Annotated in this window: 24 protein-coding genes and 1 pseudogene; 16 read left to right on the forward strand and 9 right to left on the reverse strand. The window is 68.0% G+C overall.

Annotated elements, in window-relative coordinates; all coding sequences use genetic code 11:
* Window positions 1-30: 30 nt before the first annotated feature.
* Window positions 31-1,017, reverse strand: a complete 987-nt coding sequence (locus ACFVXE_RS14415; protein ID WP_389671501.1) for a zinc-binding dehydrogenase — start codon at window positions 1,015-1,017, stop codon at window positions 31-33.
* A 98-nt stretch (window positions 1,018-1,115) separates the two neighbouring features.
* Between ACFVXE_RS14415 and ACFVXE_RS14420 the strand changes: the two genes are divergently transcribed.
* Window positions 1,116-1,769, forward strand: a complete 654-nt coding sequence (locus tag ACFVXE_RS14420) for a TetR/AcrR family transcriptional regulator (protein ID WP_389671452.1) — start codon at window positions 1,116-1,118, stop codon at window positions 1,767-1,769.
* 162 nt (window positions 1,770-1,931) lie between these two features.
* Here ACFVXE_RS14420 and galE read toward each other — a convergent pair whose 3' ends face one another.
* The 5 genes from galE to ACFVXE_RS14445 all read right to left on the reverse strand — a co-directional run bounded on the left by galE (window position 1,932) and on the right by ACFVXE_RS14445 (window position 6,010).
* The gene (gene galE / locus ACFVXE_RS14425) at window positions 1,932-2,933 is read right to left on the reverse strand and encodes a UDP-glucose 4-epimerase GalE (protein WP_389671453.1); all 1,002 of its coding nucleotides are present in this window, start codon (window positions 2,931-2,933) and stop codon (window positions 1,932-1,934) included.
* 166 nt (window positions 2,934-3,099) lie between these two features.
* A complete protein-coding gene (locus ACFVXE_RS14430) occupies window positions 3,100-3,705 on the reverse strand; it encodes a hypothetical protein (RefSeq protein WP_389671454.1) in 606 nt (201 codons plus the stop codon).
* 236 nt (window positions 3,706-3,941) lie between these two features.
* Window positions 3,942-4,289: a DoxX family protein gene (locus ACFVXE_RS14435; protein WP_389671455.1), complete on the reverse strand. Its 348-nt coding sequence runs from the start codon at window positions 4,287-4,289 to the stop codon at window positions 3,942-3,944.
* Window positions 4,290-4,513: 224 nt separating this feature from the next.
* Window positions 4,514-5,107, reverse strand: a complete 594-nt coding sequence (locus ACFVXE_RS14440) for a DinB family protein (RefSeq protein ID WP_389671456.1) — start codon at window positions 5,105-5,107, stop codon at window positions 4,514-4,516.
* A gap of 153 nt (window positions 5,108-5,260) precedes the next feature.
* Window positions 5,261-6,010: a TetR/AcrR family transcriptional regulator gene (locus ACFVXE_RS14445; RefSeq protein ID WP_389671457.1), complete on the reverse strand. Its 750-nt coding sequence runs from the start codon at window positions 6,008-6,010 to the stop codon at window positions 5,261-5,263.
* Between the two features lie 94 nt (window positions 6,011-6,104).
* On the opposite strand from ACFVXE_RS14445, the gene ACFVXE_RS14450 reads away from it, so the two are divergent.
* Window positions 6,105-7,550 (forward strand): DHA2 family efflux MFS transporter permease subunit, encoded by a 1,446-nt coding sequence (locus ACFVXE_RS14450; protein WP_389671458.1) that lies wholly within the window; start codon window positions 6,105-6,107, stop codon window positions 7,548-7,550.
* A gap of 172 nt (window positions 7,551-7,722) precedes the next feature.
* On the opposite strand, the gene ACFVXE_RS14455 is transcribed toward ACFVXE_RS14450, so the two are convergent.
* Window positions 7,723-9,003 (reverse strand): MFS transporter, encoded by a 1,281-nt coding sequence (locus ACFVXE_RS14455; RefSeq protein ID WP_389671459.1) that lies wholly within the window; start codon window positions 9,001-9,003, stop codon window positions 7,723-7,725.
* 54 nt (window positions 9,004-9,057) lie between these two features.
* Between ACFVXE_RS14455 and ACFVXE_RS14460 the strand changes: the two genes are divergently transcribed.
* The gene (locus tag ACFVXE_RS14460) at window positions 9,058-9,801 is read left to right on the forward strand and encodes an AraC family transcriptional regulator (protein ID WP_389671460.1); all 744 of its coding nucleotides are present in this window, start codon (window positions 9,058-9,060) and stop codon (window positions 9,799-9,801) included.
* Between the two features lie 94 nt (window positions 9,802-9,895).
* On the opposite strand, the gene ACFVXE_RS14465 is transcribed toward ACFVXE_RS14460, so the two are convergent.
* Entirely contained in the window at window positions 9,896-10,636 is a 741-nt protein-coding gene (locus tag ACFVXE_RS14465) for a VOC family protein (RefSeq protein WP_389671461.1), read from the reverse strand.
* Between the two features lie 185 nt (window positions 10,637-10,821).
* Entirely contained in the window at window positions 10,822-11,553 is a 732-nt protein-coding gene (locus ACFVXE_RS14470) for an SDR family NAD(P)-dependent oxidoreductase (RefSeq protein WP_389671462.1), read from the reverse strand.
* A gap of 94 nt (window positions 11,554-11,647) precedes the next feature.
* Here ACFVXE_RS14470 and ACFVXE_RS14475 point away from each other — a divergent pair, with 94 nt between their 5' ends.
* The 13 genes and pseudogenes from ACFVXE_RS14475 (at window position 11,648) to ACFVXE_RS14535 (ending at window position 26,827) form a co-directional block, all read left to right on the forward strand.
* Window positions 11,648-12,499 (forward strand): LysR family transcriptional regulator, encoded by an 852-nt coding sequence (locus ACFVXE_RS14475; protein WP_389671463.1) that lies wholly within the window; start codon window positions 11,648-11,650, stop codon window positions 12,497-12,499.
* 305 nt (window positions 12,500-12,804) lie between these two features.
* Window positions 12,805-13,623 carry a TnsA-like heteromeric transposase endonuclease subunit gene (locus ACFVXE_RS14480; RefSeq protein ID WP_389671464.1) on the forward strand — a complete coding sequence of 273 codons (819 nt, stop codon included), beginning with the start codon at window positions 12,805-12,807 and terminating at the stop codon, window positions 13,621-13,623.
* A complete protein-coding gene (locus ACFVXE_RS14485) occupies window positions 13,620-15,920 on the forward strand; it encodes a transposase (RefSeq protein ID WP_389671465.1) in 2,301 nt (766 codons plus the stop codon). Before ACFVXE_RS14480 ends, ACFVXE_RS14485 begins: the two co-directional genes overlap by 4 nt.
* Window positions 15,921-16,062: 142 nt before the next feature.
* Window positions 16,063-17,223 carry a TniB family NTP-binding protein gene (locus ACFVXE_RS14490; protein ID WP_389671466.1) on the forward strand — a complete coding sequence of 387 codons (1,161 nt, stop codon included), beginning with the start codon at window positions 16,063-16,065 and terminating at the stop codon, window positions 17,221-17,223.
* Window positions 17,220-17,642, forward strand: a pseudogene (locus ACFVXE_RS14495) (TniQ family protein); the annotation flags it as partial. The gene ACFVXE_RS14490 and the pseudogene ACFVXE_RS14495, both read left to right, overlap by 4 nt.
* 129 nt (window positions 17,643-17,771) lie before the next feature.
* The gene (locus ACFVXE_RS14500; RefSeq protein WP_389671504.1) at window positions 17,772-18,449 is read left to right on the forward strand and encodes a hypothetical protein; all 678 of its coding nucleotides are present in this window, start codon (window positions 17,772-17,774) and stop codon (window positions 18,447-18,449) included.
* 2 nt (window positions 18,450-18,451) lie between these two features.
* Window positions 18,452-19,621, forward strand: a complete 1,170-nt coding sequence (locus ACFVXE_RS14505) for a TniQ family protein (RefSeq protein ID WP_389671467.1) — start codon at window positions 18,452-18,454, stop codon at window positions 19,619-19,621.
* Window positions 19,622-19,751: 130 nt separating this feature from the next.
* Window positions 19,752-21,131, forward strand: a complete 1,380-nt coding sequence (locus ACFVXE_RS14510; protein WP_389671502.1) for a dsDNA nuclease domain-containing protein — start codon at window positions 19,752-19,754, stop codon at window positions 21,129-21,131.
* Window positions 21,128-21,700, forward strand: a complete 573-nt coding sequence (locus ACFVXE_RS14515) for a hypothetical protein (protein ID WP_359592872.1) — start codon at window positions 21,128-21,130, stop codon at window positions 21,698-21,700. The genes ACFVXE_RS14510 and ACFVXE_RS14515 overlap by 4 nt, the downstream gene beginning before the upstream one ends.
* Before the next feature lies 1 nt (window position 21,701).
* Window positions 21,702-23,642, forward strand: a complete 1,941-nt coding sequence (locus ACFVXE_RS14520; protein WP_389671468.1) for an AAA family ATPase — start codon at window positions 21,702-21,704, stop codon at window positions 23,640-23,642.
* Window positions 23,643-23,707: 65 nt separating this feature from the next.
* Window positions 23,708-24,247, forward strand: a complete 540-nt coding sequence (locus tag ACFVXE_RS14525; protein ID WP_389671469.1) for a winged helix-turn-helix domain-containing protein — start codon at window positions 23,708-23,710, stop codon at window positions 24,245-24,247.
* Window positions 24,172-24,771 (forward strand): transposase, encoded by a 600-nt coding sequence (locus ACFVXE_RS14530; RefSeq protein WP_389671470.1) that lies wholly within the window; start codon window positions 24,172-24,174, stop codon window positions 24,769-24,771. The genes ACFVXE_RS14525 and ACFVXE_RS14530 overlap by 76 nt, the downstream gene beginning before the upstream one ends.
* 304 nt (window positions 24,772-25,075) lie before the next feature.
* Complete coding sequence (locus ACFVXE_RS14535) at window positions 25,076-26,827, forward strand: restriction endonuclease (protein WP_389671471.1); 1,752 nt, start codon at window positions 25,076-25,078, stop codon at window positions 26,825-26,827.
* The last annotated feature ends 47 nt before the right edge of the window (window positions 26,828-26,874 follow it).

The raw sequence follows: 26,874 nt of genomic DNA on the forward strand, positions 1-26,874 counted from the left end.
CGGAGTGTGCGGGGCGCCGCGCCCCCTCCGTCAGGCATGCCGCGTGCTGAGCAGCACCTTGCCGACCAGGCCGCGTCCCTCGATCGCCGTATGAGCCTGTGCCGCCTGCTCCAGCGGGAAGACCTTGCCGATCACCGGGCGCAGCCGCCCGGCCGCCGCCTCGGCGAGCGCCTGCCCGGCCAGGCGCACGTGTTCCGCGTCCGTCAGCTGTACGTCCGCGATGGTGCGCAGCGTGACGGAGCGCCGTGCGGCCTCCCCCGGGTCGATCGGGGCGAAGCCGCCGCTCGGCGCCCCGTGGGCGGAGAACCGTCCCCCGTCGGCGACCAGCGCGAAGGCGGCCGCGCCCATCGAGCCGCCGACCCCGTCCAGGACCACGTCGGCCGGGCCGCCCGCCTTCTCCAGGGCCGTACGGGCGTGGACCGGCCACTCCGGGTCCGCTCCGTCGACCACGTCGTCCGCGCCCAGCACCCGTACCAGCGCCGTCTTCCGTTCGCCGCGCGCCACGGCGACCACGTGCGCGCCCGCCGCGTGGGCGAGCTGGACGAGCAGGGTGCCCATGCCGCCTGAGGCACCGAGGATCAGCACGCGTTCGCCGGGCCCGGGGGCGACGGCCTCCAGCAGGGCGGCCGCGGTCACCCCGTCGTGGATCAGCGCGGCGGCCTCGCGGAGCCCGAGCCCGTCGGGCACCGCCACCAGGTGGCCCGGCGACGTCACGGCCTGCTCGGCGTAACCGCCCGCGAAGCCGATGGAGGCGACGACCCGGCGGCCGGCCCAGCCCACGTCGACACCCTCACCGACCGCCCGGACCGTTCCGGCGATCCCGCCGCCCGGCACGTACGGCGGCACGACCGGGAAGTGGTCGCTGAACGCACCCGACCGGATCTGTGTCTCCACGAAGATCGTGTCAACGTCACTCACGTCGATCACCACCTCACCGGGCCCCGCCACCGGGTCGGGCAGTTCGGCCGGAACGAGTACCTCCGGACCGCCCGACTCCTTGACCAGCGCCACACGCATGCGGATCACACCCTCCGTATCCGGGTGGCCGGCCGGTCCGGCACCCGTGCGACCACTCTCGAACGTCAAGTCCGGTTGAGGTCAAGGGCGTAGGCTTCATGGTCATGAGCGGAGAGAAGACCGGACCCGGGACGGCGGCCCGGCCGATCAGCCTGCGGGAGCGGAAGAAGCAGCTGACGTATCAGGCGGTCTCCGACGCGGCGATCGCCATGTTCCTGGAGCGGGGCTTCGACAGGGTCTCGGTGGCGGAGGTGGCGGCCGCAGCCGACATCTCCAAGCCGACACTCTTCCGGTACTTCCCGGCCAAGGAGGACCTCGCGCTGCACCGGTTCGCCGACCACGAGGACGAGGCGGCCCGGGTGGTCGCGGCCCGCGGCCAGGACGAATCGCCGCTGGACGCCCTGCGCCGCCACTTCCTGGACGGCCTGGAGCGCCGCGATCCGGTGACCGGGCTCTGCGATCACCCGCAGGTGCTGGCGTTCCACCGGATGCTGTACGGGACACCGTCACTGGTGGCCCGCATGTACGGATACCAGGGCCGCTCGGAGGCGGCGCTCGCCCGCGCGCTGGGCGACGGCGTACCGGACCGGCTTGCGGCGGGGCAGATCGTTGCCGTACAGCGGATCCTGGCGTTGGAGAACTGGCGGCGCATCGACGCGGGCGAGAGCGCGGACGAGGTGTACGAGGATGCCGTGCGGGCCGCCGGCCTCGCCTTCGTGCAGCTGAGGACGGGGATCGAGGGGGACCGGTAGGCGGGCGCCCCCGCACCGGGCCCGGCCCCGGCACGGCCACGACGACCCGGCCGGTCAGGCGTGGCCGCCGTGCTCGGGGCGCGGCACCGCCTCGGCGCTCTCCCGCACCCGGTCCCGGGTGGTGCCGTGTACCGGTCGCTTCGTGGCGGTGTCCGCCACCCGTTACGGCGTCAGTACCTCGTCGCGGACGGCGGCCCACTGCAACGAGTGCCGGATGCCCTCCGTCACCGAGTACTGCGGCTGCCAGCCCAGCATCCGGTGGGCGCGGTCGCTGCGGGTGTACGCCCCTGCGGCATCGCCCGGCCGGGCGCCGGCGTCGACCGACGGCACGGGCGTGTCGATCACGCTGTTGAACGCGTCGAGGAGCTCGCGCACCGTGGTGCCCCTGCCGGTGCCCAGGTTGATGACGGTGGACCGGTCCCCGCCCGTATCCGGCAGCAGTGCGTCGAACGCCCCCAGCGCCGCCACGTGCGCGGCCGCCAGATCCCAGACGTGCACGTAGTCCCGGATGCCCGAACCGTCCCGCGTCGGATAGCCGTTGCCCGTGACCTGGAACGGGACGCCCGTCTCCTGCGCCTCGATCATCTTGCCCAGGGCGTGGCTCGGCCGCCGGAGCTGAAGTCCCGTACGCATCTTGGGATCGGCGCCGATCGGGTTGAAGTAGCGCAGGGACAGGACCCGGATCGGCCGGCCCGCGGCGATGTCGGCGAACATCCCCTCGCAGACCGCTTTGGTCCGGGCGTACGGGCTCTGCGGGTCCAGTGGTGAGTTCTCGTCGACCGTCAGGTCCGCGTTCGCGGCGTAGATCGAGGCGGAGGAGCTGAAGACCAGGCGTTCGCAGTCGTTGCGCAGCAGGTGGGAGACGAACTCCAGGCTCTTGGTGACGTTGGCCCGGTAGTAGCCCAGCGGGTCGGCCACCGAGTCGGGGACCACGATCAGCGCGGCGCAGTGCACGACGGCGTCGATGTCCGGGTGCTCGGCGAAGACACGGTCGATCAGCGGGCCGTCGGCGATGTCGCCCTCGTAGAACGCCCGCCCCGAGGTGAACTCCCGCCTGCCCGTGACCAGGTTGTCGATGATCACCGGCGTGATCCCCGCGTCCGAGCAGGCCGAGGCGACGGTGGAGCCGATGTACCCCGCGCCTCCGGCGATCAGAACCTTCATGCCGTACCCCTCCGTCGACCTGTGCGTCGCCTGGCGGAACCAGGTCTGCTGTCGGGGAGCCTAGACGAGTGCAGTCGGCGCCCGGTCCGTCCACTGTCACGCATCCGACGCGCATGCGATTCGATGCCGGGGGGAGGGGCGCCTCGCGGCGGTGTGCGTATCCGCGTCAGCCGATCGGGGAGGCGTGCCCCGGCCGGCACCCGGAAGGGACGCTGTTGCCGCTGATGTCGAAATCTCCGCAGGTGAGGAAGACGTGGTTCAACTTGCCCAGCATGTACGCGAGTCCGCCGATGGCCACCAGGACGAAGATGACCGTCCTGCGCTGACGCGCGGAGAGTTCCGACTCACCGAAGAGCAGGAGCTGCAGGAGGACCCAGGCCAGCAGCGGGGTGCCGACGACGCTGAAGACGCCGCCCGCCAGGAAGAGCGCCTGGCCCGTCCAGCTGTGACTGCGCGGCACGACGGCGGCGATGACGAGCCAGACGGTGGGCAGGGCCAGGCAGGTCCAGTACGCCCAGCCGTGCCGTGGTCCGCGTTCGCGCATCAGCAGGGCGGTCAGCATCACGGCGGTCGACACCGCCCAGAGGGTGAGCATCTGGTAGTAGAAGATGACGTTGTAGGCGCCGAGCGTGAAAGCGGGCTCCCAGACGGCCAGCGCTCCACCGCCGGCGATCACGGCGGTCTTCAGCACCACCTGGCTGACGGCGCGGCCGCCGGGTGAGGGAGCCCTTCCCGTGCTCGCGTCCGCGGAGCGGGTGTCGTCGTCATCCATGGGATCCATCTCCAGAATGGGGACATTTCCGCACACACTACTCAGGGTGGGGCTCGCGCCGGGCAGTCAGTGCGTGCTTCGACCACACGAGGAGTCCGACGTGACGACCCGCCGGCCCGGACCGGCGGACGGCGGGCCGGCGGACGGCGGGACGACCAGGTGGGCGGTGCGTCCGAGGCGCCGACGACCCGGGCCGGCGGGATCCGTTCTCCGGTCCCGCCGGGCCGGGAGGCCGCTCAGGCTGCGAACCCCAGTGCCAGGGCGCCGACCACCGGCGCCGCGTACACCAGCGGGAACGGGATGTGCGAGTAGCGGCGGGCCAGGACGACGGTGATGACGGCCCCGGCGAAGTACAGCACCAGGCCGGCCCCGGCCATGACGCCGATGACCGGCACGAACAGACCGGCCACCAGTCCCACGGCCCCGGCGGCCTTGGCCGCGGCGAGCCGGAGCCACCACGAGCGGGGGACCCGGTAGTCGGTCAGGGCCTCCAGGACCCATCCGGCACGGAAGAGGATTGCGGCGGCCGAGTAGCCCGACATGGCTGCGGCAAGGAGGGTGACGACGACGTGGGCGATGGGCATCCGAGGTGCTCCTCATCAGGCGGGTGCCGGAACTTGCTCCGGCCGGGCGTGGTGGGCCCGTCACTTCGATGACCCGTCGCGATGCGCCGATGTGACCGGAACGGCGGACGAATTCCCGGCCGGTTCGACGCAGGGCGGTGCGGTGCGGGGCGGTTGGGCGGCCCGACGGTCGAGGTCCTTGTTCCGACGGCCGGTTGATGCCGTCCGAGGGCGGCCCGCGGCGGTCATCCCGCCCGGTCGGCCTCCCGGGCCGTACGCTCCAGCCGGCTCCGGTAGCCCTCCCACCAGGCCGGGTCGCCCTGCGCCAGGCCGTCGTTGCCCTTGTTCATCCCGACGGCACCGTCGACGAGTTCCCGGACGATGTCGGCGTGCCCGGCGTGCCGGTGCGTATCGGCGATCACACGCACCACGGCATGATGCAACGTCACCTCGTCCCTGTCGCCGGGCCACCACGGCACCTTGCCGATCGTGTCCAGCGCCAGCGCGTCGATCGTCGCGTCCGCGTGCGCCCACGCCCGGCGGTAGAACTCCACGACGTGCGTCCGTGACTCGTCGGCGGTGGCCCACATGTCCGCATTGGGCTCGGCGCCGTCCTCGAGCCAGGGCAGCGCCTCGCCGGACGGCCGCCCGAAGGTGTCACCGAGGTAGCCCAGCTCCACGCCGGCCGCGTGTTTCACCAGGCCCAGGAGGTTCGTGCCGGTCGGCGTCAGCGGGCGGCGGACGTCGTACTCCGGGAGCCCTTCGAGCTTCCACAGCAGGGCATCGCGGGCGGACTGCAGGTAGAAGTGGAGGTCGGCCTTGGCATCCGGTGCGGTCATGCGGGCAGTCTGCCGCTCGCGCGGTCCTTCGGCATCACGATTTCCGTCGCCGGCGGAATGCCCGTTCCCGGTGAGGGTGAGCAGACGGGATCGCGGACGGTCCGGCTGCGGGCGCGGTGGGTCCGGCAGGTGTGGCGGGCGCGGCCGGCCTGGTCACGCGTTGCGCTGTGAACCCGGGAGCCCGTCGACCATCAGGCCGATGGTGAAGTCGAAGCGGTCGTGGAGGGTTCCGGCGGTGAGCTCGGCGGCGTAGCGCTTGGTCTGCGGGAAGGTGGCGGGCAGTGCGGCGAACCGGCGCAGCAGTTCGTCGCGGCTGACGACCCAGCCCTCGTCGTCGGTGCGGCCGAGCCGTCCGTTCGCCACGGAGACCTCAAGGCTGTAGCCGTTGACGTAGAGCGACAGCGAGTCGATGGCCCAGGCGGCAGCCTGCGGGTCGATGCCGCCGGCGAGCAGGATGGCGAGCATTCCCTCGCCGACGCGCAGCGTGTCCAGATTGGACGGAGCGGCGGCGAAGGCCGCCTGGGAGATACCCGGGTAGCGCAGGTACTGGTCGCGCAGCTGGGTGCAGACGCTGATGATCTGCTGCCGCCAGACGGCGGGGTCCGGCTCGGGCAGGTCGATCCCGGCGCAGAGCCGTCCGATGAGCAGCTCGTCCAGGTCTTCCTTGTTGACCACGTGGGCGTAGAGGGACGACGGTCCCGTCTCCAGCGCGGTGGCAACGCGCCGCATCGTCAGGGCTTCGTATCCCTCGGCTTCCACGATGCCGAACGCGGTGCTGATGATGGCATCGACCGTGATCGGCTTCTTGCGCCCGCCGGACGGTCCGCGCCGGGCTTCGGGTGCGCTCGAGTCGGTGCCGAGCTGGTGCCGCGCGGCGCGCCGTTGCTGCGGAGTCGGTGACATAGGGGCAGTCTAGCGAATCGGCGAACAGTGTTCTGCACCACTTGGAACGGTGTTCGCATTGCCCAGAACACCGTTCCGATGTAGAACGGTGTTCGTGTCCATTACCCAGCAACCGTCCTCCACACCCACCGTCAGTACGCCGCCGCTGCGCACCGCCTGGCTCGTCCTGGTCGTCGTGGTCACGGCCGACATCATGGATCTGATCGACTCCAGCGTCGCCAACCTCGCCGGCCCGTCCATCCACGCCGATCTCGGCGGCGGCCAGGTGACGGTGCAGTGGGTGCTCAGCGCCTACACCGCGGCCTTCGCGCTCGGCCTGGTCACCTCGGGGCGGCTCGGTGACCTGCTCGGACGCCGACGACTGTTCCTGCTCGGGATGACCGGCTTCACGCTGGCCTCGCTGGCCTGCGGTCTCGCCCCCGACGCGGTATTCCTGATCATCGCCCGCACGCTGCAGGGACTGTGCGGGTCGGTCATGATCCCGCAGGGTCTGGCCCTGGTGAAGGTCGTGTTCCCGCCCCAGCACCTGCGCAAGGCGCTGACCCCGGTCGGCCCGCTGATGGGCCTGACCATGGTGGCCGGGCCCATCCTGGCCGGCTGGCTGCTCCACCTGGACCTGTTCGGCAGCCGGTGGCGCTCCATCTTCCTGATCAACGTCCCGTTCGGCATCATCGCCGCGGTGCTCGCCCGGCGTGTGCTGCCGCGCAGCGGCGGGGAGGACCCGGCTGCCCGCCTCGACCTCACCGGCGTCGGCCTGCTCACCGGGGCTTCGGCCCTGCTCATCGTCCCGCTCATCCAGGGGCGCGAACTCGGCTGGCCCGCCTGGACCTACGCCATGATGGCCGCCGCGGTCGTCCTGCTCGCCCTGTTCGTCGTCTCCCAACGGCGCAGCGAGCACCCGGTCATCGCACCGTCGCTGTTCCGCAAGCGCAGCTTCGTCGTCGGCCTGGTGATCGTGGCCGGGTTCTACGCCTCACTCAGCGCGTTCGTCCTCGTCATCAACCTGCTGTTGCAACAGGGCATGCACTGGACGCCGCTGCGCACCGGCCTCACGCTGGTCCCCTGGGCCCTCGGCACCGCCGTCGCCGTCCTGCTCGCAGGCGCCGTGCTCGCCGAGAAGCTGGGACGCGCCGGCCTGCACCTGGGACTGTCCGTCGCCGTCGTCGGCCTGCTCGGCCTGTGGTGGTCCGTCGCCCACTGGGGCGCCGACCTCACCGTCTGGAAACTCGCGCCGGCGCTGCTCCTCACCGGCTTCGGCTCCGGGCTGGTCTTCGTCCCGCTGGTCGATTTCATCATCGGCGATGCCACCGCCGAAGAGGTCGGCACCGGCGCGGGCCTGCTCAACGCCGTCCAGCAGTTCGCCGGCGCCATCGGCGTCGCCGCCATCGGCACGGTGTTCTTCGCCCGGGTCGGGCAACCGTCCGTCCACTCCTACCTCACTGCCGCAGAACTGGTCTTCGGGATCGCCGCCGGCCTGAACCTGCTGACGCTGCTACTGGTCGGCCTTCTGCCCAAGCACGCCCAGCAGGCGCACGGCTGAGACGCCCCGCGCTCCCTCCGGGGTGGGGATGCCGAAGAGTTCCAGGTGGGTGCTCGGGAACCGGACCCGCGTAGCGGGTGGACCTCAACTCTTGACGGCCTCCGCAATCTGCGGGGCGGCCTGGGCGGGCGTGAGGACGAAGTGTTTCTGGGGGTGGTGTCGACCACCGGGATCAGGTGTCACCTGGCTCGGAAGTCGCACGCACGCCGGGCCCCGACGGCGGACTGGTGCCGGTGTTCCGCAGCACGTCGGGCTGCTGGGCGGGGGACGGTGGGGCATCCGTGTCGTCCGTCTGCGAATCCGGAGGAGTTCCGTGGTGCGGTGTGGGGGGTTCGGGTAGCGCGCGGAACAGCAGCCAGCACGCCGAAGGCATCAGAATCAACGGTGCCAGAGCAGTCCGCAGAGACGTTGCGTCGGCGAGGCTGCCGATGGCGGGGCTGATCAGGCCACCGACACTGACGGCGAGACCAAGCGTGATTCCGCTGGCGGTGCCGACTCGCGAGGGCAGGTAGTCCTGGCCGAGCGTGACCTGGAGCGAGAAGGGGACGTACAGGCCCACTGAGGTCAGTGCCACGAACAGGTACATGGTCGGGCCGGGTACGAACACCACGCCCGCGACCGATCCGATCGAGGCGAGATATGCCCGGTGGGCGACCGTGACCCGGCCCCAGCGGCCCGCCAGCGTGGCACCCAGCACGGAGCCGACCGCGCCGCCGAGGAAAAGTACGAACAGAGCCACGGTGCCGGCTGTGGCGTTGCCGCCCATGCGCTGCGTGGCGTACAGCGAGATGAACGCGCTCAGCCCCACGAAGACGATCGAGCGGCACGCCACGGCCAGCGACAGCTTCATGAACGAGCCCCAGTCGTCTTCTCCGGGTGTCGCCACGCTGTTCCCGGCGGCCTGCCGCTGCCCCAGCGCGCGCAGCACCGGCAGGCACAGCATGCTGCCCGCGAGCGCCGGCAGCACCAGCAGCGGTGTCAGACGCAGCCCACCGACCCCCACCACCGCGCCGACCATGAGCGGCGCCAGGGCGAAACCGATGTTGCCGCCCGTGGAGAACCAGCCCATGGCGCTGTGGCTGCCCCGGCCGGCGATGCGGGCGATCCGCGCGGACTCGGGGTGGTAGGCGGCCACACCGACCCCGGAGATCGCCACGAACAGCAGGAGGAGACCGTACGAGCCGCTCACCCCGCTCAGTGCGATGCCGACACCGCCCAGCGCCGTGCTGACCGGCAGCAGCCAGGGCATCGCCCAGCGGTCGGTCAGCACACCGAACACCGGCTGCACCACCGACGACAGCAGCGAGGCGGCCAGCACCATGCCGGAGACGGCGGCGTAGCTGTAGGCGCGCTCGGCGACGAAGAACGGGACCAGGGACGCCACCGCGCCCTGGTAGACGTCGACGCAGGCGTGCCCGACGGACAGGAGGGAAATCGAGATGATCCTTCGCACCCCGTCATGGTCCGGGCCCGCCGGTATGTCGTGCTTCCGATAAACTGCCGAGCAATGACGAATATCCGCCATACGCCGGTCGCGCCGACACGCACCCAGCTCCTGGCGACCGGCGGCGAGATCGACGCCCACCGGCACGACGACCACCAGATCGTCTACGCCGGCCGGGGTGTGCTGACCGTCACGACCGGCTCCGGCTCCTGGGTCGCCCCGGGCAACCGCGCCATCTGGGTGCCGGCCGGCACCGTCCACGCCCACCAGGCCCACGGGGAACTCGAACTCCATCTGGTGGGGCTGCCCGCGACCGACAACCCACTCGGCCTGGACGTCCCCACCGTGCTCGCCGTGGGCCCGCTGTTGCGTGAACTGATCATCGCCTACACCCGCACCCCCGACGCCGACAGCCCCGAACGGACACGGTTGCGCGCTGTGCTGCTCGACCAGCTGCGGGCCTCCCCCCAGCAACCGCTGCACCTGCCCGCTCCGGCCGCACCTGTGCTGAGCGCGCTGTGCGGGATCCTGCAGGCCGATCCGGCCGACAACCGCACCCTCGCCGAGCTGGGCCGCCACGTCGGCGCGAGTGACCGGACGCTGTCCCGGCTGTTCCGCAGCGACCTCGGCATGACCTTCCCCCAGTGGCGCACCCAGCTGCGGCTCCAGCACGCCCTGGTCCTGCTGGCCGAGAAGGAACCGGTGACCGCGGTGGCGCACCGGTGCGGCTGGTCGTCAGCCAGCGCGTTCATCGATGTCTTCCGGCGCACCTTCGGCCATACACCGGGCTCCCACGCGGCAGATTGACCGGCTCGCGGTTCGGCGGGGCGGGCTGCCCCACGGGGGTGGGGGCGTATGAGTGCACGGGTTTCACGTATCGGGGTGTGGTCAAGGCTCCGCGTCAGGACCGGGCGAGGACGCAGAACTCGTGGCCCTCCGGGTCGACAAGACACGTCCACGGGACGTCGCCCTGGCCGACGTCGAGGTCGGTGGCGCCGAGGGCCCGCAGCCGGGCGACCTCCGCTGCTTTGTCGTCACCTGGGTCCGGCACCAGGTCGAGGTGGACGCGGTCCGGCACCGTCTTCACGTCGGGCGAGCGGAGGAACTCGAGATACGGGCCGACACCCTGGGCCGAGCGCCACACCGCACGGCCGTCCGTCACCTCGTGGAGGGTCCAGTCCATCGCCTCGTCCCAGAACCGGGCCATGGCCCGCGGATCCGCGCAGTCGACCACCACCCGGGCGATCGGCCCGGTGTCCCGGTACATCTCCCGAGGCTCCAGCACGCAGAACTCGTTGCCCTCCGGGTCGGCGAGGACCGTCCACGGCACGTCGCCCTGGCCCACGTGGGCGGGTGTCGCACCGAGGGCCTGGAGGCGCGCGACCCACTCCGCCTGATGGGCCGCGGAGGTGGTGGCGAGATCGAGGTGCACACGGTTCTTTGTCGTCGTCCTGGGTTCCGGGACGGCGACGACGTCGATGCATACGCCGACCGGGTCCAGCCAATCGAAGCCGACGGGTTTGGCGGCGGTCGCGCCCGATCCCTCGCCGGTGACACTCCAGTCGAGCGCCTCCGCCCAGAACCGGCCGACCGCCGAGTCGTCAAGAGCCTTCATGTTCACCAGGACAGGCCGCAGCGTCATGCCGCGATCCTATGCACCTGCTCCGCAACGACATCCGCAGATACCGTTCATGGTGGAACCGGTTGAGGTGCGGAGCGGTGCCCTGGGCGCCGGGGCGTCGGCCGGGGCGGTTGCCGCAGTTGGTGGACCTGTTCGAGTCGCGCGGGCGAAGCGGTAACCGCGGCGGGCGATGGCGGTCCTGCGCATCACCAGGGAACTACGCCGGCGTCGTTGAAGAACTGTCCAGTCGGGCCGTCGTCGGGCAGGGTCGCGAGTTCGACGGCGATCGCCGCGCCCTGTTCGGGGGTGCGCACGCCGCGGAAGCCGTTGAGGTCGGTCGCGACGTAGCCGGGGCAGCCGACGTTGATCAGGATGTTCGTGCCACTCAACTCCCGGGCGTACTGGAGGGTGACGGCGTTCAGGAACGCCTTCGACGGCGCGTACGCCGCGGACACCGGACCTGCCGTCTGCTCGGCAGCGGGTCCTGACTGCCGGGCGAGGGAGCCGACGCTGCTGGACATGTTCACGATCCGTGGTGAGGCGGAGCGGTGCAGCAGCGGCAGCATCGCATTGGTGACGCGAATGACGCCGATCACGTTGGTCTCCACGACCGTCCGGATGGTGGCGGGATCGACCCGGGTGGGTTCCTGGGGCATGCCGCCGGTGATGGCGGCGTTGTTGACGAGCACGTCGAGGCGTCCGGCCTGTTCCTCGATCAGCCGTGCGGCGGCGGTCGCGCTCGCGTCGTCGGTCACGTCCAGGGGTACGCCGAATGCCTCGACGCCGGCCGCGCGCAGTCTGTCCACCGCGGCGTTGCGGCGCTGTTCGTCGCGGGCGCCGACGCCGATGCTCCAGCCGAGTGCGCCGAGGCTCGCCGCGATCGCGTAGCCGATTCCTTTGTTGGCGCCGGTGACCAGCGCAACCGTTCGTTCGCTCATGGGGACCATGCTGCTCGCCGGCCCCGACGGGGTCCAACACCGATCGGGTGGGCAACGATACCGTCCAGGTATTGATCCGGGATACCGTGGCGGTATGGAGACCCGGGAACTGCGGTACTTCGTCGCCGTCGCCGAAGAGCTGCACTTCGGGCGCGCCGCACAGCGGCTCGGGATCGCGCAGCCGCCTTTGTCCCGGGCGATCCAGCAGCTCGAACGTCGACTCGGGACAGTGCTGCTGGATCGGACCAGTCGCACGGTCACGCTGACCGAGGCCGGCTGGGTGCTGCTGGTCGAGGGCCGGGCGGCCCTCGACGCGGTCGACGCCGCCGAGCGGCGGACCCGCCGCGCCGCCCTGCCCTCGACCAGCCGTCCCGGCCTGGTCCTGGTCACGAAAGCCAGCGCGTCCAGCGAACTGCTGGCGAAGCTGCTCGACGCGTATGCCGCCGAACCCGGCGCGGTTCCCGTCGAGGTCATTCTGTGCGGCCCGGCCGAGCAGGCACGACTGCTGCGCGAAGGCCGGGCCGACGTGGCGCTGCTGCACCGGCCGTTCGACTCGACGGCCGGGTTCCACACCGAAGAACTCAGCACGGAGGGCCAGGTCGTGGTCCTGCCGGCCGGGCATCCGCTCACCGTCCGGGCCCATGTGCACATGGCCGACATCACCGGGTTGCCAGGTCTGCCTCTGCCACGCTGGCCGGAGCCCGACGGCACCTACCTGCCTGGCCCCGGCCCGCAGGTCCGCGACCACGCGCAGTTGCTGCAGCTGGTCGCGCTCGGCCGTGCCTGCGCGGTCTCACCGCAGTCGTGCCGAGCCCAACTGCACGGTGACCTGGCCGCCGTGCCCGTGCTGGACGCGCCCCCAGTCACCACCGTGATCGCCTGGCCACCGCACAGCCGGTCCAGAGCCGTCGCCGACCTCGTCCGGACTGCGATACGTCTCCAGTAGTTCCAACATGCCTGGCCAGGTTCCACCTGTCGCGGCCCGGCTCACAACGGCATTCACGCTCGCGGTCGCTCCGTGCCAACCAGCTCTGCGAAGTGCCGACCATCGCGAGCAGTCACAGCTGCTGAGCCTGAGCACGATAGTTGTCGTTAGCGTCCCACCTCGACCTGGTCCTTTCGAAGCACTGAGCACGATATCTGTCGCCGAATTCGCATCGTTGTTGACGTGTTCCGTCCTCTTTGCAGGCAAGTTGTCGCCAACTTCGAAGATCGCCCCTCCGGCGGGGTGCATACGGCTTACCTGGGACTGTGAGCGATATCCGGGGCCCCTTGTGGTCCCACAGCTGCACGTGGACAGATCTGCTCGTTCCTGTCTCGCTGGACGCGGGGCGGGACGGCCTGGACCTGTGCGATGGCTGGATGGATCGGTGGACCGCGACGTGGAAGTACGCCGGGGACGAGATTGCCGGGCCGGTCCGGCACCTGGGGCAGGTGCCGGTGGCGAGCCGTGGGCCGATGCGGGGGTTCACCTGGCGGCGGGAGCAGCGGCACCGGCCCGGTCTAGAGTCCCTGGTGTCGACGGGGCGCCTGCATGGGTTCGAGAGCCTCGAAGAGGATCAGCTGCTGGTAGCTCTGGACTTTGCCGGTGATCTGGTGGAATTGCTGTCGCAGCCGTTGCGTATCCGGTTCCGCACTATGAAGAAGTGGCGCAACCACACCCCGGACTTCTTCGCAGTCACGCGGGTGGGGGCCTGGCTGATCGACGTGCGGCCCCGAGACCTGATCGAGCCCGAGGACCTGGAGTCGTTCGCGGCCGCAGAGGAAGTGGCGTTGGCCTGCGGGTGGCACTACGCGGTCGCGGCCGCATGGCGTCCGCATGTGCGGTCCACGCTGGGCGCGTTGTACGGGAAGCGCCGTCCGACACGCGACGTGCTCGGCATTCAGCCCGAACTACTTGCTCATGCCGAAGAGGAAGCCACATTCGGAGAGTTAGCGGCGGCGCAGACGTACTGGCCGGCGGCACGGGCCCAGCTGCTGCACTTGTTGTGGCATCGCAAACTTGGGATCGACCTTGCTCAACCGTTGACGGACAGTTCGCGGGTGGTGCTGGCGGGAGGCCCCTCATGATGGGGGCGGCGGCACTGGATCTCTCGCCTGGAGCGGGCGTGGTGCTCGACGAAGTGGAGTGGCTGGTCGAACGGCAGGAGCCGCATCTGGGGCAGGTCCACCTGGTGCGCGCGGACGGCGAGCGCCAGCGGGCGAGCTTCCGCTTCCTGGTCAACCACCCGCGTTGTCGGCCGTCGTCGCGTACAGCGGCGGAGGGCGCCAACCGTGGGCGACAGCCGGGCTCGTGGAGTGATGTGAAGCCGGAGAAGCGGCCCTTGATGGAACAGCGCTTCGCGCATCTGATGGAGGTCAACTGCGGTTTCCGCAGTGGTGATCCGTTCCGTCCCGAGCCAGGGGAGCCGCACCCTGAGTACGACCCGGACCGTACGACGCTGACTGAGCGGCGGGCGGCGAAGGCCGCTGAGTTGTCGGCGCTGAGGCCCGAAGAAGCCAAGCTGCTTCTGGGCGTCGCGCATGTCGGGGTGCGCACGCTGGAGCGCTGGGAGCGCAGGCGCAGGAGGTACGGGATCGTAGGTTGCGCCGATCACCGCTGGATGCGGGCGAGCGGGGGACACCCGAGCGTCAGCGAGGAGGTCCGCGAGGCGATCTTCGCGGTCAGGGCGGAGACGCAGCACCACCGGTCTCGGGTCAGCGCACGCACCCGAGAGATCATGATCCGTCGCTATGTGCGGGAGACATTCGAGAACGAAGACGAGGACGGGCGCGAGAGCGAGAAGGTCGAGGTTCCCAGCTACCACACGCTGCTGCGGGTGTGGAAGGAGTGGTTCGGACCGGGCGGCGCGCGCCAGAAGTACGAACGCTCTGCCGAACTGCCCACCAAGAACGGGCATGTTCTCGTGACCCGCCCCGGCCAGGTCGTCGCGCTGGACACGACGATCCTGCCGGTGATGGTCCGCGAGAACGTTTTTGGTGACCCGGTCACCGTCCACCTCACTTTGGCGCTGGACGTCTACACCCACTCCATCTGCGCGTTCCGGCTCACTCTGGTGTCGGACTCCTCGGTGGACGTCGCGATGGTGCTGCGCGACGTCATGCTGCCGTTGCCCATGCGGGAGGAGTGGGGCGAGGACATGGAGTGGCCCTATCCGGGGTTGCCGGCCGCCATGGTCTCCGAGTTCGCCGGGTACGAGGTGGCCGGGCTGCCGTTCTTCACCCCCGAGACCGTCACCTCGGACCACGGTTCCGTCTACCGCAATCACCATCTGGTGGATGTCCAAGAGGCGATGGGCTGCCGGATTCTTCCGGCGCGCGTGCTGCGCCCGCAGGACAAGAGCGCGGTGGAGCGCGTCTTCGGCAGCATCCGCTCGCTGGTGTTCGAGAAGCTGGCCGGTTACACGGGGGTCGACGTCTCCGATCGCGGTGCGGACCCGGAGGGCGACGCTGTGCTGACCCTGGCCGAGATGGAACACTTCATTGCGACCTGGGTTGTGAAGGTCTGGCAGAACCGCAGGCTCGGCGAGTTTGCACCCAGCTGGGATCCTGGCGGTGACCACAGCCCCAACACCCTGTTCGCCGCTTCCTTCGCCCAGGAGGGTTTCGATCTGGACATTCCTGCCCCGGAGACGTACTACCGCTTCCTGCCCGAGCATCATGTGAAGCGGATCCACCGGCGGGGCGTGAAGGTCAAGGGGCTCTGGTACGACGCCGCGTTACTGCACCAGCCCGACATGAACTCCGCGCGCGGGGGCCGCTACAAGCAGCACTGGGTCATCCACCGTGAACCCCGCGACCGGCGGGTGGTGTATTTCCAAGATCCCGATACCCATGAATGGCACGAACTGCGCTGGACGGGCCTGCCGCCGGAGGGCGAGATGCCAGCCTTCGGTGACGCCCGGGTCGAAGAACTCCTCACCCGCGTGAGGGAAGCGGGCCTCAAGCCGCGCTCTGACAGCGAGCTCGTCCCCAAGCTCCTGGAGATGCTGGGGGCCGTCGATCCGGTCGCGAAGTGGCCGTCCCAGCTGACTAAATCTCAGCGGACGCAGCATGCGCGGGAGATCACCCAGGCCCAGGCGGCAGCCGCGGACCGACCACAACAGCCGCCGAAGCCGAACAAACCACCGCGCCTGGCTGCCCTCGGCGCACCGGGTGCGGAGCCGCCGTGGCGGGAGCGGGCCCGGGAAGCCACCGAGAGCCTGGACGCGCACCGGCGCCGACGGCGTGAGACGGCCAAGCCAGCGCAGCAGCCGTCGGTACCTGCCCCGCTGGGATCGAGCCGCCGCGGTCGCAACCTCTTCGTCATCGCCGACGACGATGACGGATCCGACGAACCGGGCCCGCAGCCGACGGAGGAGACGTGAGATGAGCACCCTGCCCCCGGAGCAGCCAAACGCTCCCGTGCCGTTCCTGCGCTTCGGCCCGAGGCCGGACCGGACCCGGTATGAGGGTTGGCAGGAGTTCCGCCGGACACGGGATCTGTTTGTGCCGGTCAGGAAGATTTCCTTGGCCGAGTACGGGCTGATGAGCCCGCGCAAGAAGTCCTTGCATGACCTGCACCGCGCGGCCACGCACGTCAACATGCAGATGCTGGACACCCCGATGAGCGAGGTGGTCACCACGCTGATGCGTTCACGGATCCAGAACAACGCGATGCGCATCGGTCCGAGCACCCTGGACGGGCTGATGATCAACGGCGGTGGCTACCAGGGCAAGACGGAGACCGCCTGCCGGACCGCCACCGAGTTCGAGGACACCTGGCGTGACCTGTTCGAGCAGTACCCCGAGTGCTACTTCGATCCAATGCCCGGCACCCGGGACCTGATCGCGCCGGTCGCCTACTGCCAGACCCCGGTGAAGGCCACTCCGATCGGCCTGTGCGAGGCAATTCTCGACTACTACGGCGCCCCCTACGGCAAGAACCTGCGCGGCATGATCCGCAACGCCCGTGAATCGATCAAGGCGCACGCCACCACCGTCCTGATCATCGACGACATCACCCGCCTGAAGATGCACCGGGAAGACGACCAGGACACCCTCGACCTGATCCGCGGGCTTATGGACTTGGACGTCACGCTTGTCCTCATCGGCGTGAACATTCCCCGATCCGGCCTGCTCAGGGAGGGCTGGCACGACCCCCGCACCAACCAGTGGGTCTACGCACCACTGAAGAAGGGCAAGAGCTACAACCCCGACGCCTCCACCCAGACTGAGCGCCGCTTCGACCTGGTCACACTCGACCCCTTCGACTACAGCAGTGACGCGGGCATCGCGGCTTTCATCGACCACCTCGTCGGTGTCGAGAATCAGATTCGGCTCTTCAACGCCGGCCCCGGCACGCTGTCCCAGGGGCTGATGCCCGAGTACCTCTACCGCCGAACCCACGGCATCGTCGGTCTCCTGCGGCGCCTGATCGAGGACGGGCTGACCAAGGCAATGGAGAGCGGCTTGGAAAATCTGACCATCGACCTCCTCGACGAGATCGCCATCAACCTGGGCAACGTCCCCGGCAAGGACGACATACGCGACGCCGAAGCCGGAGAGATCCCCGACGTGGACACGGCCCCACAGCCGAAGGCGAAAGCAGCCCGGAAGATCCCGAAGGCCCGGAAAGGGCGCAACACGGTTCTCGACGACCGCGGCACACCTCCGGCGGCCGAGGCATGACCCTGCGTCCCTTGCCCCGCAGCCTCGACCCACTCGAAGACGAAACCCTTGTTGGCTTCACTCTCCGCCTCGCCCGTCACAACGGCACGACCCCGGAGCAAGTCGCAGCCCGTTTGGGGTTGATGGATGGGCTGGGTGAGACCCCCGGCACCGTCTCCCCCTGGCTGCTGGTGGACATGGACAAGCCACGCCTTGCCCGGGCGGCACGCGCGGCACATCTGACCGTGGCGGAGGCCGACAAATTACTGCTCGCCCCCATAGGGCATCGATACGGTCTGGTGAGCAGGAGGTACCGGCCGTGGACGAGTCCCCGGCAGCTGGACCGTCCCAATCGATGGATCCTCGTACGGACCTCCCAGTACTGCCCATCCTGCCTCGCGGGCGACGGAAGTCCGCAAGAGGCTCTGAATGGCGGTGCCTGGAGACGGTCGTGGCGCCTGCCGGTGGTCTTCGCTTGCGTTCGGCACAGCCAACTTCTCCATCGGGTCTGTCCTGCTTGCCACACCCCTGGTCAGTTCGCCCGCGCTGGCATGATCGCTCGCCCGGGGATGGAAGAACTCCACCCGGCCCAGTGCCGATCGCCATCCTTTCCGGGCTCGGGCGGTATCCGCCTGTCGGTCTGCGGGGCCGACCTCTCACGCGTTGGCCCAGCTTGTATCCCGGAGGACGCCGACTCCCTCAAGGCACTGCTGGCCCTCCAAGGCCGCCTCGACGAACTGCTGGCCACCAACGGGCCTCAAAACGTTATGAGTTGCGGCCGACTCGTGCCGGTCCCCCAATACTTTATCGATTTGCGGGTGGTGGCCACGTTGATCCTCGCCTCCTGGCCGGAAGCAAGCCGTTTCGCAGCGACACCCGCCCTGGCGCAGGCGATCGAACGGGAAGCGGTGCAGCGGATGCGCGACAGCCGACGCCGCACGCGGCGGGGCGGATCGAAGAGCCCATACGGGATCAACTCGCTGCTCTCACCTATGGACTCAGCCCAGACCATGGGCACGGTACTGGGCATCGCTGTGTCCGTACTCGAAGCCCGCGACAAGAACTGGACACAGCGAGTGCTACGCCCGTTCTACGACACCGCCCTTGCATTGAACCGCGACACCTTCCGACGCCTCGCACGCCTCCCCGGCACATCCCTTGGCCTGCAGCACGTGCTTGGAGTCGCAAAGGAGGCATCGGACACTCCGAACCTCGAGATCCACGTCCGCGGCCCACGAAACGGCTGACCATGCGCTCCCTACCCCGCAGCCTCGATCCGCTTCACGACGAGACGCTCACCGGATTCGTGCTTCGCCTGGCTCATCGACTGGGCACCACCCCCGCAGAGATCCTGCTCCGCACCGGTCTGGCACCCGGCGGCAGTCCTGGTCTGCCTACCCGCCTGCCCTTGAGCTTCAATTACCACTTGGACGAGGCCCACCTCGCGGCCTTTGCCCGCGCCACCCTGTTGATGCCCGCCGAAGTCGCCTGCATGCTCCTCGTGCCGCTCGGGCAGCGGTATGGGCCACTGAACCCCGCGTTCACGCCACGCAGCACCCCAGTCCGGATGATCTACGACAACCCGTGGGTGCTGACCCGCTCCACGCGCTACTGTCCTCCCTGTCTCACCGGGAACGGCACCCCAATCCAGGACAGGCACGGCGGTCCTTGGCAACGGCTGTGGCGCCTTCCGGTGACCTTCCTATGTGTCCGACACCAACGACTCCTCGCCCACCAGTGCCCCTGTTGCGGCGCACTTGCACAGTCCGCCCACGCAGGCAGCGCCATCGCCCGCCTGTCGGACGATGCTCTGAACCCGTGGCAATGCCGATCGGCTGAGGCGCGTTCGGAACCGGCCGAGCATCCCGCACATGCCTGCGGAGCCGACCTGAGCCGGGAAAGCGCCCCCGTCGGGGAACTCGGCTCGGCCACTATGGCCCTGCTCGTCCAAGTTCAACGACACCTTGCGGGCTTGCTCGCTGCGGGAGGCCCTGAGAGCACGACGAGCGCGGGGGCACCCGTTCCCGTCGCCCACTACTTCGCCGATCTGCGCGCGACGGTCGCCATGATCTTCCGAACCTGGCCCGAAGCACGCCCGCGCGCCGGCACATCGTTCCTGGCCGCCGTGCTCGATGACGAGCATGCTTCCCGCACTGCGGAGGCTCAGCCCTTGCTTAACACCGCCGGGAAGAAGAAGACCTCCAAGCCCTACACCGCGCCGCCGACCGATTCCTTGGCAACGGGCGCGGTTCTGCAGATCGCGACGCGGTTGCTCCGAGCGTCGGATCCCTGCGAGGCGCGAGAGTCGATGACCCCGCTCGTTCACAGACTTCGCGACGCCGACCGTGCGCTCAGCGCCTACTTGTGCCGCGCTGCCTGGATCTCAGCGCCCATGCGGGCTGCGGTCGGCGACTGTTGAAGGTGCCAGATCGCGACGGACTGTTACGTGGCGATGCTGGAGTGTGATAATGGTAGGGATCTTCACTCCCGGTGCCGGGATGGAAGCGGCGGGGGACGTGCCCAGATTCGGGGCCGGATCGGGGGCGTCGATGGTCGACACGGCGGGAACGGGTGTTGGGGCTGGAGGCGCTAGAGCGTCCGCTAAGTCGGAGGGTCCGGACGGTTCACCGCACGCCATCTTCGAACTGGCTCCGGAAGAAGACAGCGGCTCGGACACGCTGGGCCGTTACCGGTACCAGGTGGAGGTAGCCGCCCGAGAGTGTCTCGCCATGCTCACGGAGGACGCAATTGACTTCGTCGTCTGCGAGTGGCACGAGGACTTCGTCGTGGCGTGGGCCGATGGTTCGGTGGAACTGGTATCGGTCAAGCATCGCGAAGAAAATCAGGGCACCTGGTCGCTTACGGAGTTGTGCAAGAGCGGCGGCCTGACCCATCTCTTTGACCGCTGGTGCGCATGCGAGTGTGCCGCCAATGTCCGACTCAGACTGGCGACGAACGCGGCGCTGAGTCCGATCAAGGGTAATGCCGGCACGCTGGCTCGGATGTGCGGCCCGGAGCCGGAACTCACGGATGGGCTGTCCTCTATGGCGGAGACAATCGCCCGCCAGATGCTCAAAGTCCGTTGGAAACAGCCCTATCCCAACGTCCCGTACACACCCCAGGTGAGCAAGCTCGCTGACATCCAGGTTCCAACGGGGTTCGTTGAGAGGGTCCTTCGCTTCCTCGCAGTCCTGGAGATCTCCTGCGATCCACCCCAGCGAGCGCACATCACCGACGTCAACATCCAACGGCTTCTAGTGCCGGCCGTCGAGCAACTACAGCTCGCGCATGTCGACCTTGAGAGCACGTACCGGGCCGTCGTCGATCGGATCGAGCGTGCCAACCGTGATGAGAGCGACCGCAGCCAGCTTGCTGTCTACATCGCCGACCCGAGCCGCGTCCGTCACAGCACGCGGATGCAGCAGCGCATCGGCCGGCGCAGTATCACCCGCGAGATCGTCCGCCAGTCGATCGCGTACACGACGGTTCAGCTGCCCACGTTCCCCCGCGGTCAGCTGCCCGTGCTGGCACCGGGAGGAGCAAAGCTTGGCCGCAAGCTGCGCCGGGGCCTGGTGCCCTCGGACGAGGCGGCGTTCGCCGAACGGCTCCGCTCTGCGTGGTACACGACCTGGTCCGAGCGCCGCTCCGGCCTGGCCGGGGATGAAACCGACCTTTTGAACCTGTCCATGGACGTGCTGGAGATGGCCTTCGAGTGCCGACGCCATGCGCGCGCCCAGGTCGCCGAGGGCAGCGAGTTCGGCAACAAGATGAACGATCTGCTGGTCGAGAGACTGAAGGTCGACGCTCTGCCGTCGCCGCCGCCGTTCTTGCTCAGCAACCTGCATTTGCGGGGCTTGGCCTACCAGCTGTGCGACGAGTGCCTCTTCTTCTTCTCCGAGAGTTTCAACACGGATGAGGAAGCCTCATGACCCGTAGCGCCGACTTCGAGACGGCCGTAGCGCGCATGAGGACGCAGCGGCGGCAGGCAGAGCAGCGTGAGGTCCACTACCACGAGGCGCGCATTCTCCTGCTCATCTCGCAGTTCACCACCCCCAAAGGGGGACTCGACGGTCTGACAAAGCTCGCGAAACTCGACTTCCTGCTGCGCTATCCAGCGATGCTGGAGCGCCTCCTACCTGCTGGGGAGGCGTCGTGGCCGACAGGAACTGCCCCCACACCACCCGAGCGCCTGGCGGTCGAAAGCCGTATGACCCGCTACAAGTACGGGCCCTGGGACCAGCGCTACTACAGCGTCCTCGGTTCACTCGCCGCCCGCGGCCTGATCGTCTACAGCAACAGCGCCAGAGCCGAATTCCGCGCCACGCCGCAGGGCGCCGCCGCAGCGGCCTCTCTTGCTGCAACCCCGGAGTGGGACGTTGTCGCCAGCCGCATCAAGCTGTTAAAGCGGCATTTCAACAAGTCAGGATCGGCCTTGAAAAACCTCATCTACGACCGTCTGCCCGACGCCGTCGACCGGCCCTGGCGGACGGAGATCTGACATGGCCGTCCACCTGCGCATCGTGGCCTTGACCGTCACCACCGCCGAGGCGGAACAGACCTACCGCTTCGACCGTCCGGCCACCGTGATCACCGGCCCCATCGGCACTGGCAAGTCCAGTCTGCTGATGCTCTTCAAGCACGCCCTCGGCGGCAGCGCCATGCTCACCCCGGCGGTCCGCGACCACGTCCTGTCGGTCCAGGCCGAGGTCGTGGCTGGCGACGAACGTGTTGTCCTCAGGCGGACCATTGAGGGAGACACCGCCGACACTGTGGATCTCCTCGATCCACACTCCCTCGCTCTGGAACGCACCCTTCCTCTGCGGGCCTCGGAAGGCGTCACCACGCTCTCCGATCATCTCCTGGACGCGCTCGGGTTCCCGCGCGAACAGATCGCCGCACGCCGAGAAGGAGCAGCGCGGCCGCAGAACCTCACCTTCAACGATCTGTACGCCTACGCCTACCTCCAGGCACGCGAGATCGACCGCCAGGTCGTCGGTCACCTGGACAGCTGGTTTGAGACCAAGCGCAGAGAGCTCTTCCGCCTGATGTTCGGGCTCACCGACAGTGCGCTCATGGAGCTGAAACGCACCAGGAACCAGCTCTTGGACACACTGAAGGCCAGAACCGCCGAGCACGACAACGTCAGCTCCTTCCTGGCAGCCTCCGACCCCCGCAGTGACGACGAACTGCGGGCCGAACTGACTCAGTTGCGCGACTCCCTGGAGCGCGCATCGTCCGCCCTGGCCAGCCTCCGCAGCGAACTTCAGGAACAGACCGCCGCCGACACCGCGGTGCGTGACGAGCTGCAGAACCGCATCCGCGCCGCGCGGCAGACTGAAGAAGAAGTGTCCGCGGCCGCCGACCTCGTGGAGGCGAGGCATGCCGTCGTTGCTCAGGTACAGCTCGACCTCTCCCGTCTCGCACGGTCGGTCACAGCCATCGACCAGCTCTCCCCTTTCGAGTTCGTCGTCTGCCCGCGGTGCATGCAGTCGCTGGCGGACCGGGCCGTCGAGGACGGTCACTGCCTCGTCTGTCTCCAACCCGACCCCGTCGAGGCCGACATCGACCCGGCTGCCATCGAAGAGACACGCACGGCCCTGCAGCAGCAGCTTGAGGAGGCACAGCGCATCCAGCAGTCGGACGAGGCGCACCTGCAAACCGTCCAGGAGCGGTCGCAACAACTCAGCTTCGCCGTCACCAGCCTGCGCCGAGAGCTCGACGCCCAGACCCGTGATGCGGTCGCCCCGCGCTTCGACGCCATCGCCGAGGCCAGCTCCCGCGTCGCCTCGCTCAAGGCCAGCATTGATGCCATCACCCAACTGCGCGAATCCTGGGCACGGGTGCGCACCATCGACGCGGACATCCGCTCACTTAAGGCCGACCGCCGGCAGGTGAACAAAGACATCAAGGAGAAGTCCGAGCAGCTCAAGGCCAACCAGACTCTGCTCGGTGATCTCAGCGCTGAGTTCAGCCGACTGCTCACCAGCTGGAACCTGCCCTGGGTCGACACGGCCGTCATCGACCGCGACACCTACCTGCCGGTGGTCAACGGACGGCCATTCGAGACCCTGCAGGCTTCCGGCGGGGGCATCGCCACCTCCGTCAACCTCGCCTACAGCCTCACGCTCCTTGCCTTCGGACTCGACCACTCCGACGTCCTCGTTCCATCGCTCCTCGTGATCGATTCACCGCGCAAGGCATTTGGCAACAACGCCTCCGACCGGCAACGCGCGGCCGAGATCTACAGTCGCTTCAGGACGCTGGCTGACGCGTATGGCGAACGCTTGCAACTGATCATCGCCGACAATGACCCCCCGCCCATCACCAGCGACTCCTTCGGCAAGGTGGAGTTCGACTACGAGAACCCAATGGTTCCCGGCGTGGGCCATCCCGGCCCTGATCGGGTCACTCGCATCGAAAGCCAATCGGATAGCTACTGAACTTGATTGGGTGATGTCGGGCCGTTCGCCTGCCAGCGCCTGAGTCGGGTCGGTAGTTGTGGTTTGTGAGATACGCGCAGGGCGGCGGCTTGACCGATGCCAAGAGGGCTGCGAGGGAGCGGGTTCGGCTGGAGGCGGTCGGCCTCTTCGAGGGCAGTGCGAAGAACAGAGAGATCGCGGCTGCGCTTCGGGTGAGTGAGCGGTCTGTGGAGCGCTGGCGTCGGCAGTGGCGGGAGCGGGGCCAGGAGGGTGTCCGGTCGAAGGGCTCGCCTGGGCGTCCGAAACTGTCGAGTGTGCAGATGGCCAGGCTGGAGCGGGAATTGGAGCGTGGCCCGCTCGCTCATGGCTGGGCGGACCAGCGGTGGACGTTGGCCCGGGTGAAGACACTGATCGGACGGTTGTTCCACATCAGCTACACGGTGGAGGGAACGTGGCGGCTACTCAAACGCCATGGTTGGTCCTGGCAGCAGCCGGCCCGGCGGGCGATCGAACGTGACGACGGGGCAGTGGAGTTGTGGAAGAAGGAGGTGTGGCCACAGGTAAAAGCACGGCGGCGGCCCGCGGAGCCTGGATCGTCTTCGAGGACGAGGCCAGTCAGTCGCTGAAGCCGCCACGCGCAAGGTCCTGGGGCCGCATCGGCCAGACACCCGTCGTCCGCGTCCGGGGCCGGGGCTCCGGACGGGTCTCGATGGCGGGAATGACCTGCTTCCGTCCCGGAGAGCGGTCGCGGCTGATCTACAGCTTCCGCGTCCACCGGGGCCGCAAAGGCGAACCCAAGGGCTTCACCTGGCAGGACTACCGCGACCTCATCATGCGGGCCCACAACCAGCTCAAAGGCCCCATCGTCCTGGTCTGGGACAACCTGCGCACCCACCTGATGCCGCAGATGAAGGACTTCATCGCCGCGAACGAGGACTGGCTGACCGTCTTCCACTTCCCTTCCTACGCACCCGACCTCAACCCGCAGGAAGGCATCTGGTCACTGGTGAAACGGACCATCGGCAACCTCGCCGCCGCGAACCTCGACCAACTCGCCACCACCGTGAAACGCAGCCTCAAGAAGACCCAATACCGACCGCACCTCATCGACGGCTGCCTCATAGGCACCGGCCTGACCATGGACAGCTGACCACGATCAGGCCGACATCACGCATTCAAGTTCAGTAGCGTCGAAAGCTGACGAATTGCTTGCGGTTGGCCCAGTTCTACTGGTTCCTGAATGGGAGAGACTGCCGACAGATAAGAAGCGCCGCACTCGTTGGAGCTACGAAGTACTACTTGAAGAATTGGTTCCCCCGGAGCGGGACGCTCACCTGGCCGTGCTCTTGCCGTCATCTGCTCTTACCTCTCATGCGGAGGCTGAATTCAGGGCGGCTGTGAGGGAGCGGTGGCATCTGTCGACTGTTCTCTACGCGGCTGGTGTCTTGCCGAAGGTGCATACCAGTCTGGAAGTCGCGGCGGTTTTCCTACACGCGCGGCAGCCCAAGGACCCCGTCGTGCGCATGTTCCGCATGCCTCATCGTGTTGACCCCAAGTCAGTCGAGAGAGATTTCGAGAAATTGCTCCGCATGCGGGGCGGAAGGAGTAAGAACGGCTACGTCGTACGGGATCTCATCCCTGCACAAGAGCGACTGCACTTTGAACTGCACGATCCGGCAGTGCTGGCCCTCCGTGAGGATCTGGTCGGGTACGGGAGCGTGGCGAAAGTGGGTGATCTTTTCACCAAAGTGCCAAGCGTTAATCGCCACACACTGGGTGAGAAAACCAGCTCAACTGGCCAGCCGGGTGCTGCCCGCGTACTTCGAGGGACCGATGTGCTCACGGATGGCTCGATCGCACCCCCTGACCCCGAAGATATCTGGGCGCAGGTGCCATCGGACTGCTTGTTGCAGGCTGGGGATTTGATTCTGCGATCCATCTCTCGACCTACAGACCGCCATCGTTTTGTGGTCAGTGAAGTCGGGGATGAGGACCTGCCGGCTGCGGCAAGCGAACATGTTATCGCGCTGCGCCGGAAGGTGCCTTTGGAAACACATCAGCTTCGCTTTATTCTGCTGTTCCTTCGGTCTCCAATGGCAGGGCCGATGCTGGCGCAAGCGGGTGTGCACATTCTGTGGCGAGACCTCGCAGACTTGACGCTGCCGCAACCGGATGAGGCACTGGCCTCCGCTCTGGACAACCTGGAAATCTCGAAGCGGCACCTGGAAGAGTGGCACAATGAGGCGGATGACCTCCTTCAATCCGTCTTCCTCGACCAGAGCGCAGCTCAAGGCCGCGACCGGATCGTGCGATCTGGTCAGACTCTGCGGCTTAGGGTCGCAGCCGCTAGCCTTCTTGACGATTTGGGTCACACGGTCCGTACGCGCTTCCCTTACCCGGTCGCCCTGCGCTGGCGTGAGACTGAGGCCGCGATGAGTGTGCGAGACGCTGGCCCTGCGTATCAGGCAATTCTCGGCACCGCTGAGATCCTTCTGGCCTACAGTGCCCTGTTGGTAGGGGCGCTCGCCAGGGAAGAAGGAATAGAGCTGGGCTCCATTCACGCCATTCGTGGCCAACTGGAACGAGGCCGAGGGCCAGGGTTCGGTGAATGGGTGGCAACACTGGACGAAATTTCCAGTAAGCGAAAGAGGCGTAGTCTTCCAACAGAACATCCCCTGAACGCCCTTGGCGCTATGTTCGCAGACGAGCAAGTCGCTGACGCACGCAAGCGTCTGTACCTCCGCCGTAATGATGAAGACCACGAGCGGCGAGTGGACCGCGTCGACCTGCCGCAGGCGCGTGACGCAGCCTTCGATGACCTTTCCAGGTTGATTGAGGGTGCAAGATTCTTGGCCGACTGGTCTTTGATTCAAATTACCGACCTGCACTGGGACGCGCTTCTAGGGCGCTCGGTGATCGACTATCGAAACTTGATGGGTGATCATCCAGTGGTGCCCACAAGCACGATGGTCTTGGACCGCAGCGACATCGAGAAGGGGAGCCTGTACCTCAAGGATCAAGAAAACAGGCTGCATTTGCTGCGGCCTTTTCTGGTTGGGTGTCTCTGTCGACGATGCCGTAGCTGGTCGACCTTTCACATCGATAAAGCCTCTCAAGGTACGGTCACCCTCAAGTGCCTCGAATATGGGCATACCTTTGACGACCCTGCGCTTTTGGGGCCGTTGCGGCACGTTGGATTGCTATAGTGATATGCCGCGAGTGCGATAGGTTATGGAATTCCTGTAGTCGCGGT

Source organism: Streptomyces sp. NPDC058231 (assembly GCF_042882275.1).
GTDB lineage: Bacteria > Actinomycetota > Actinomycetes > Streptomycetales > Streptomycetaceae > Streptomyces.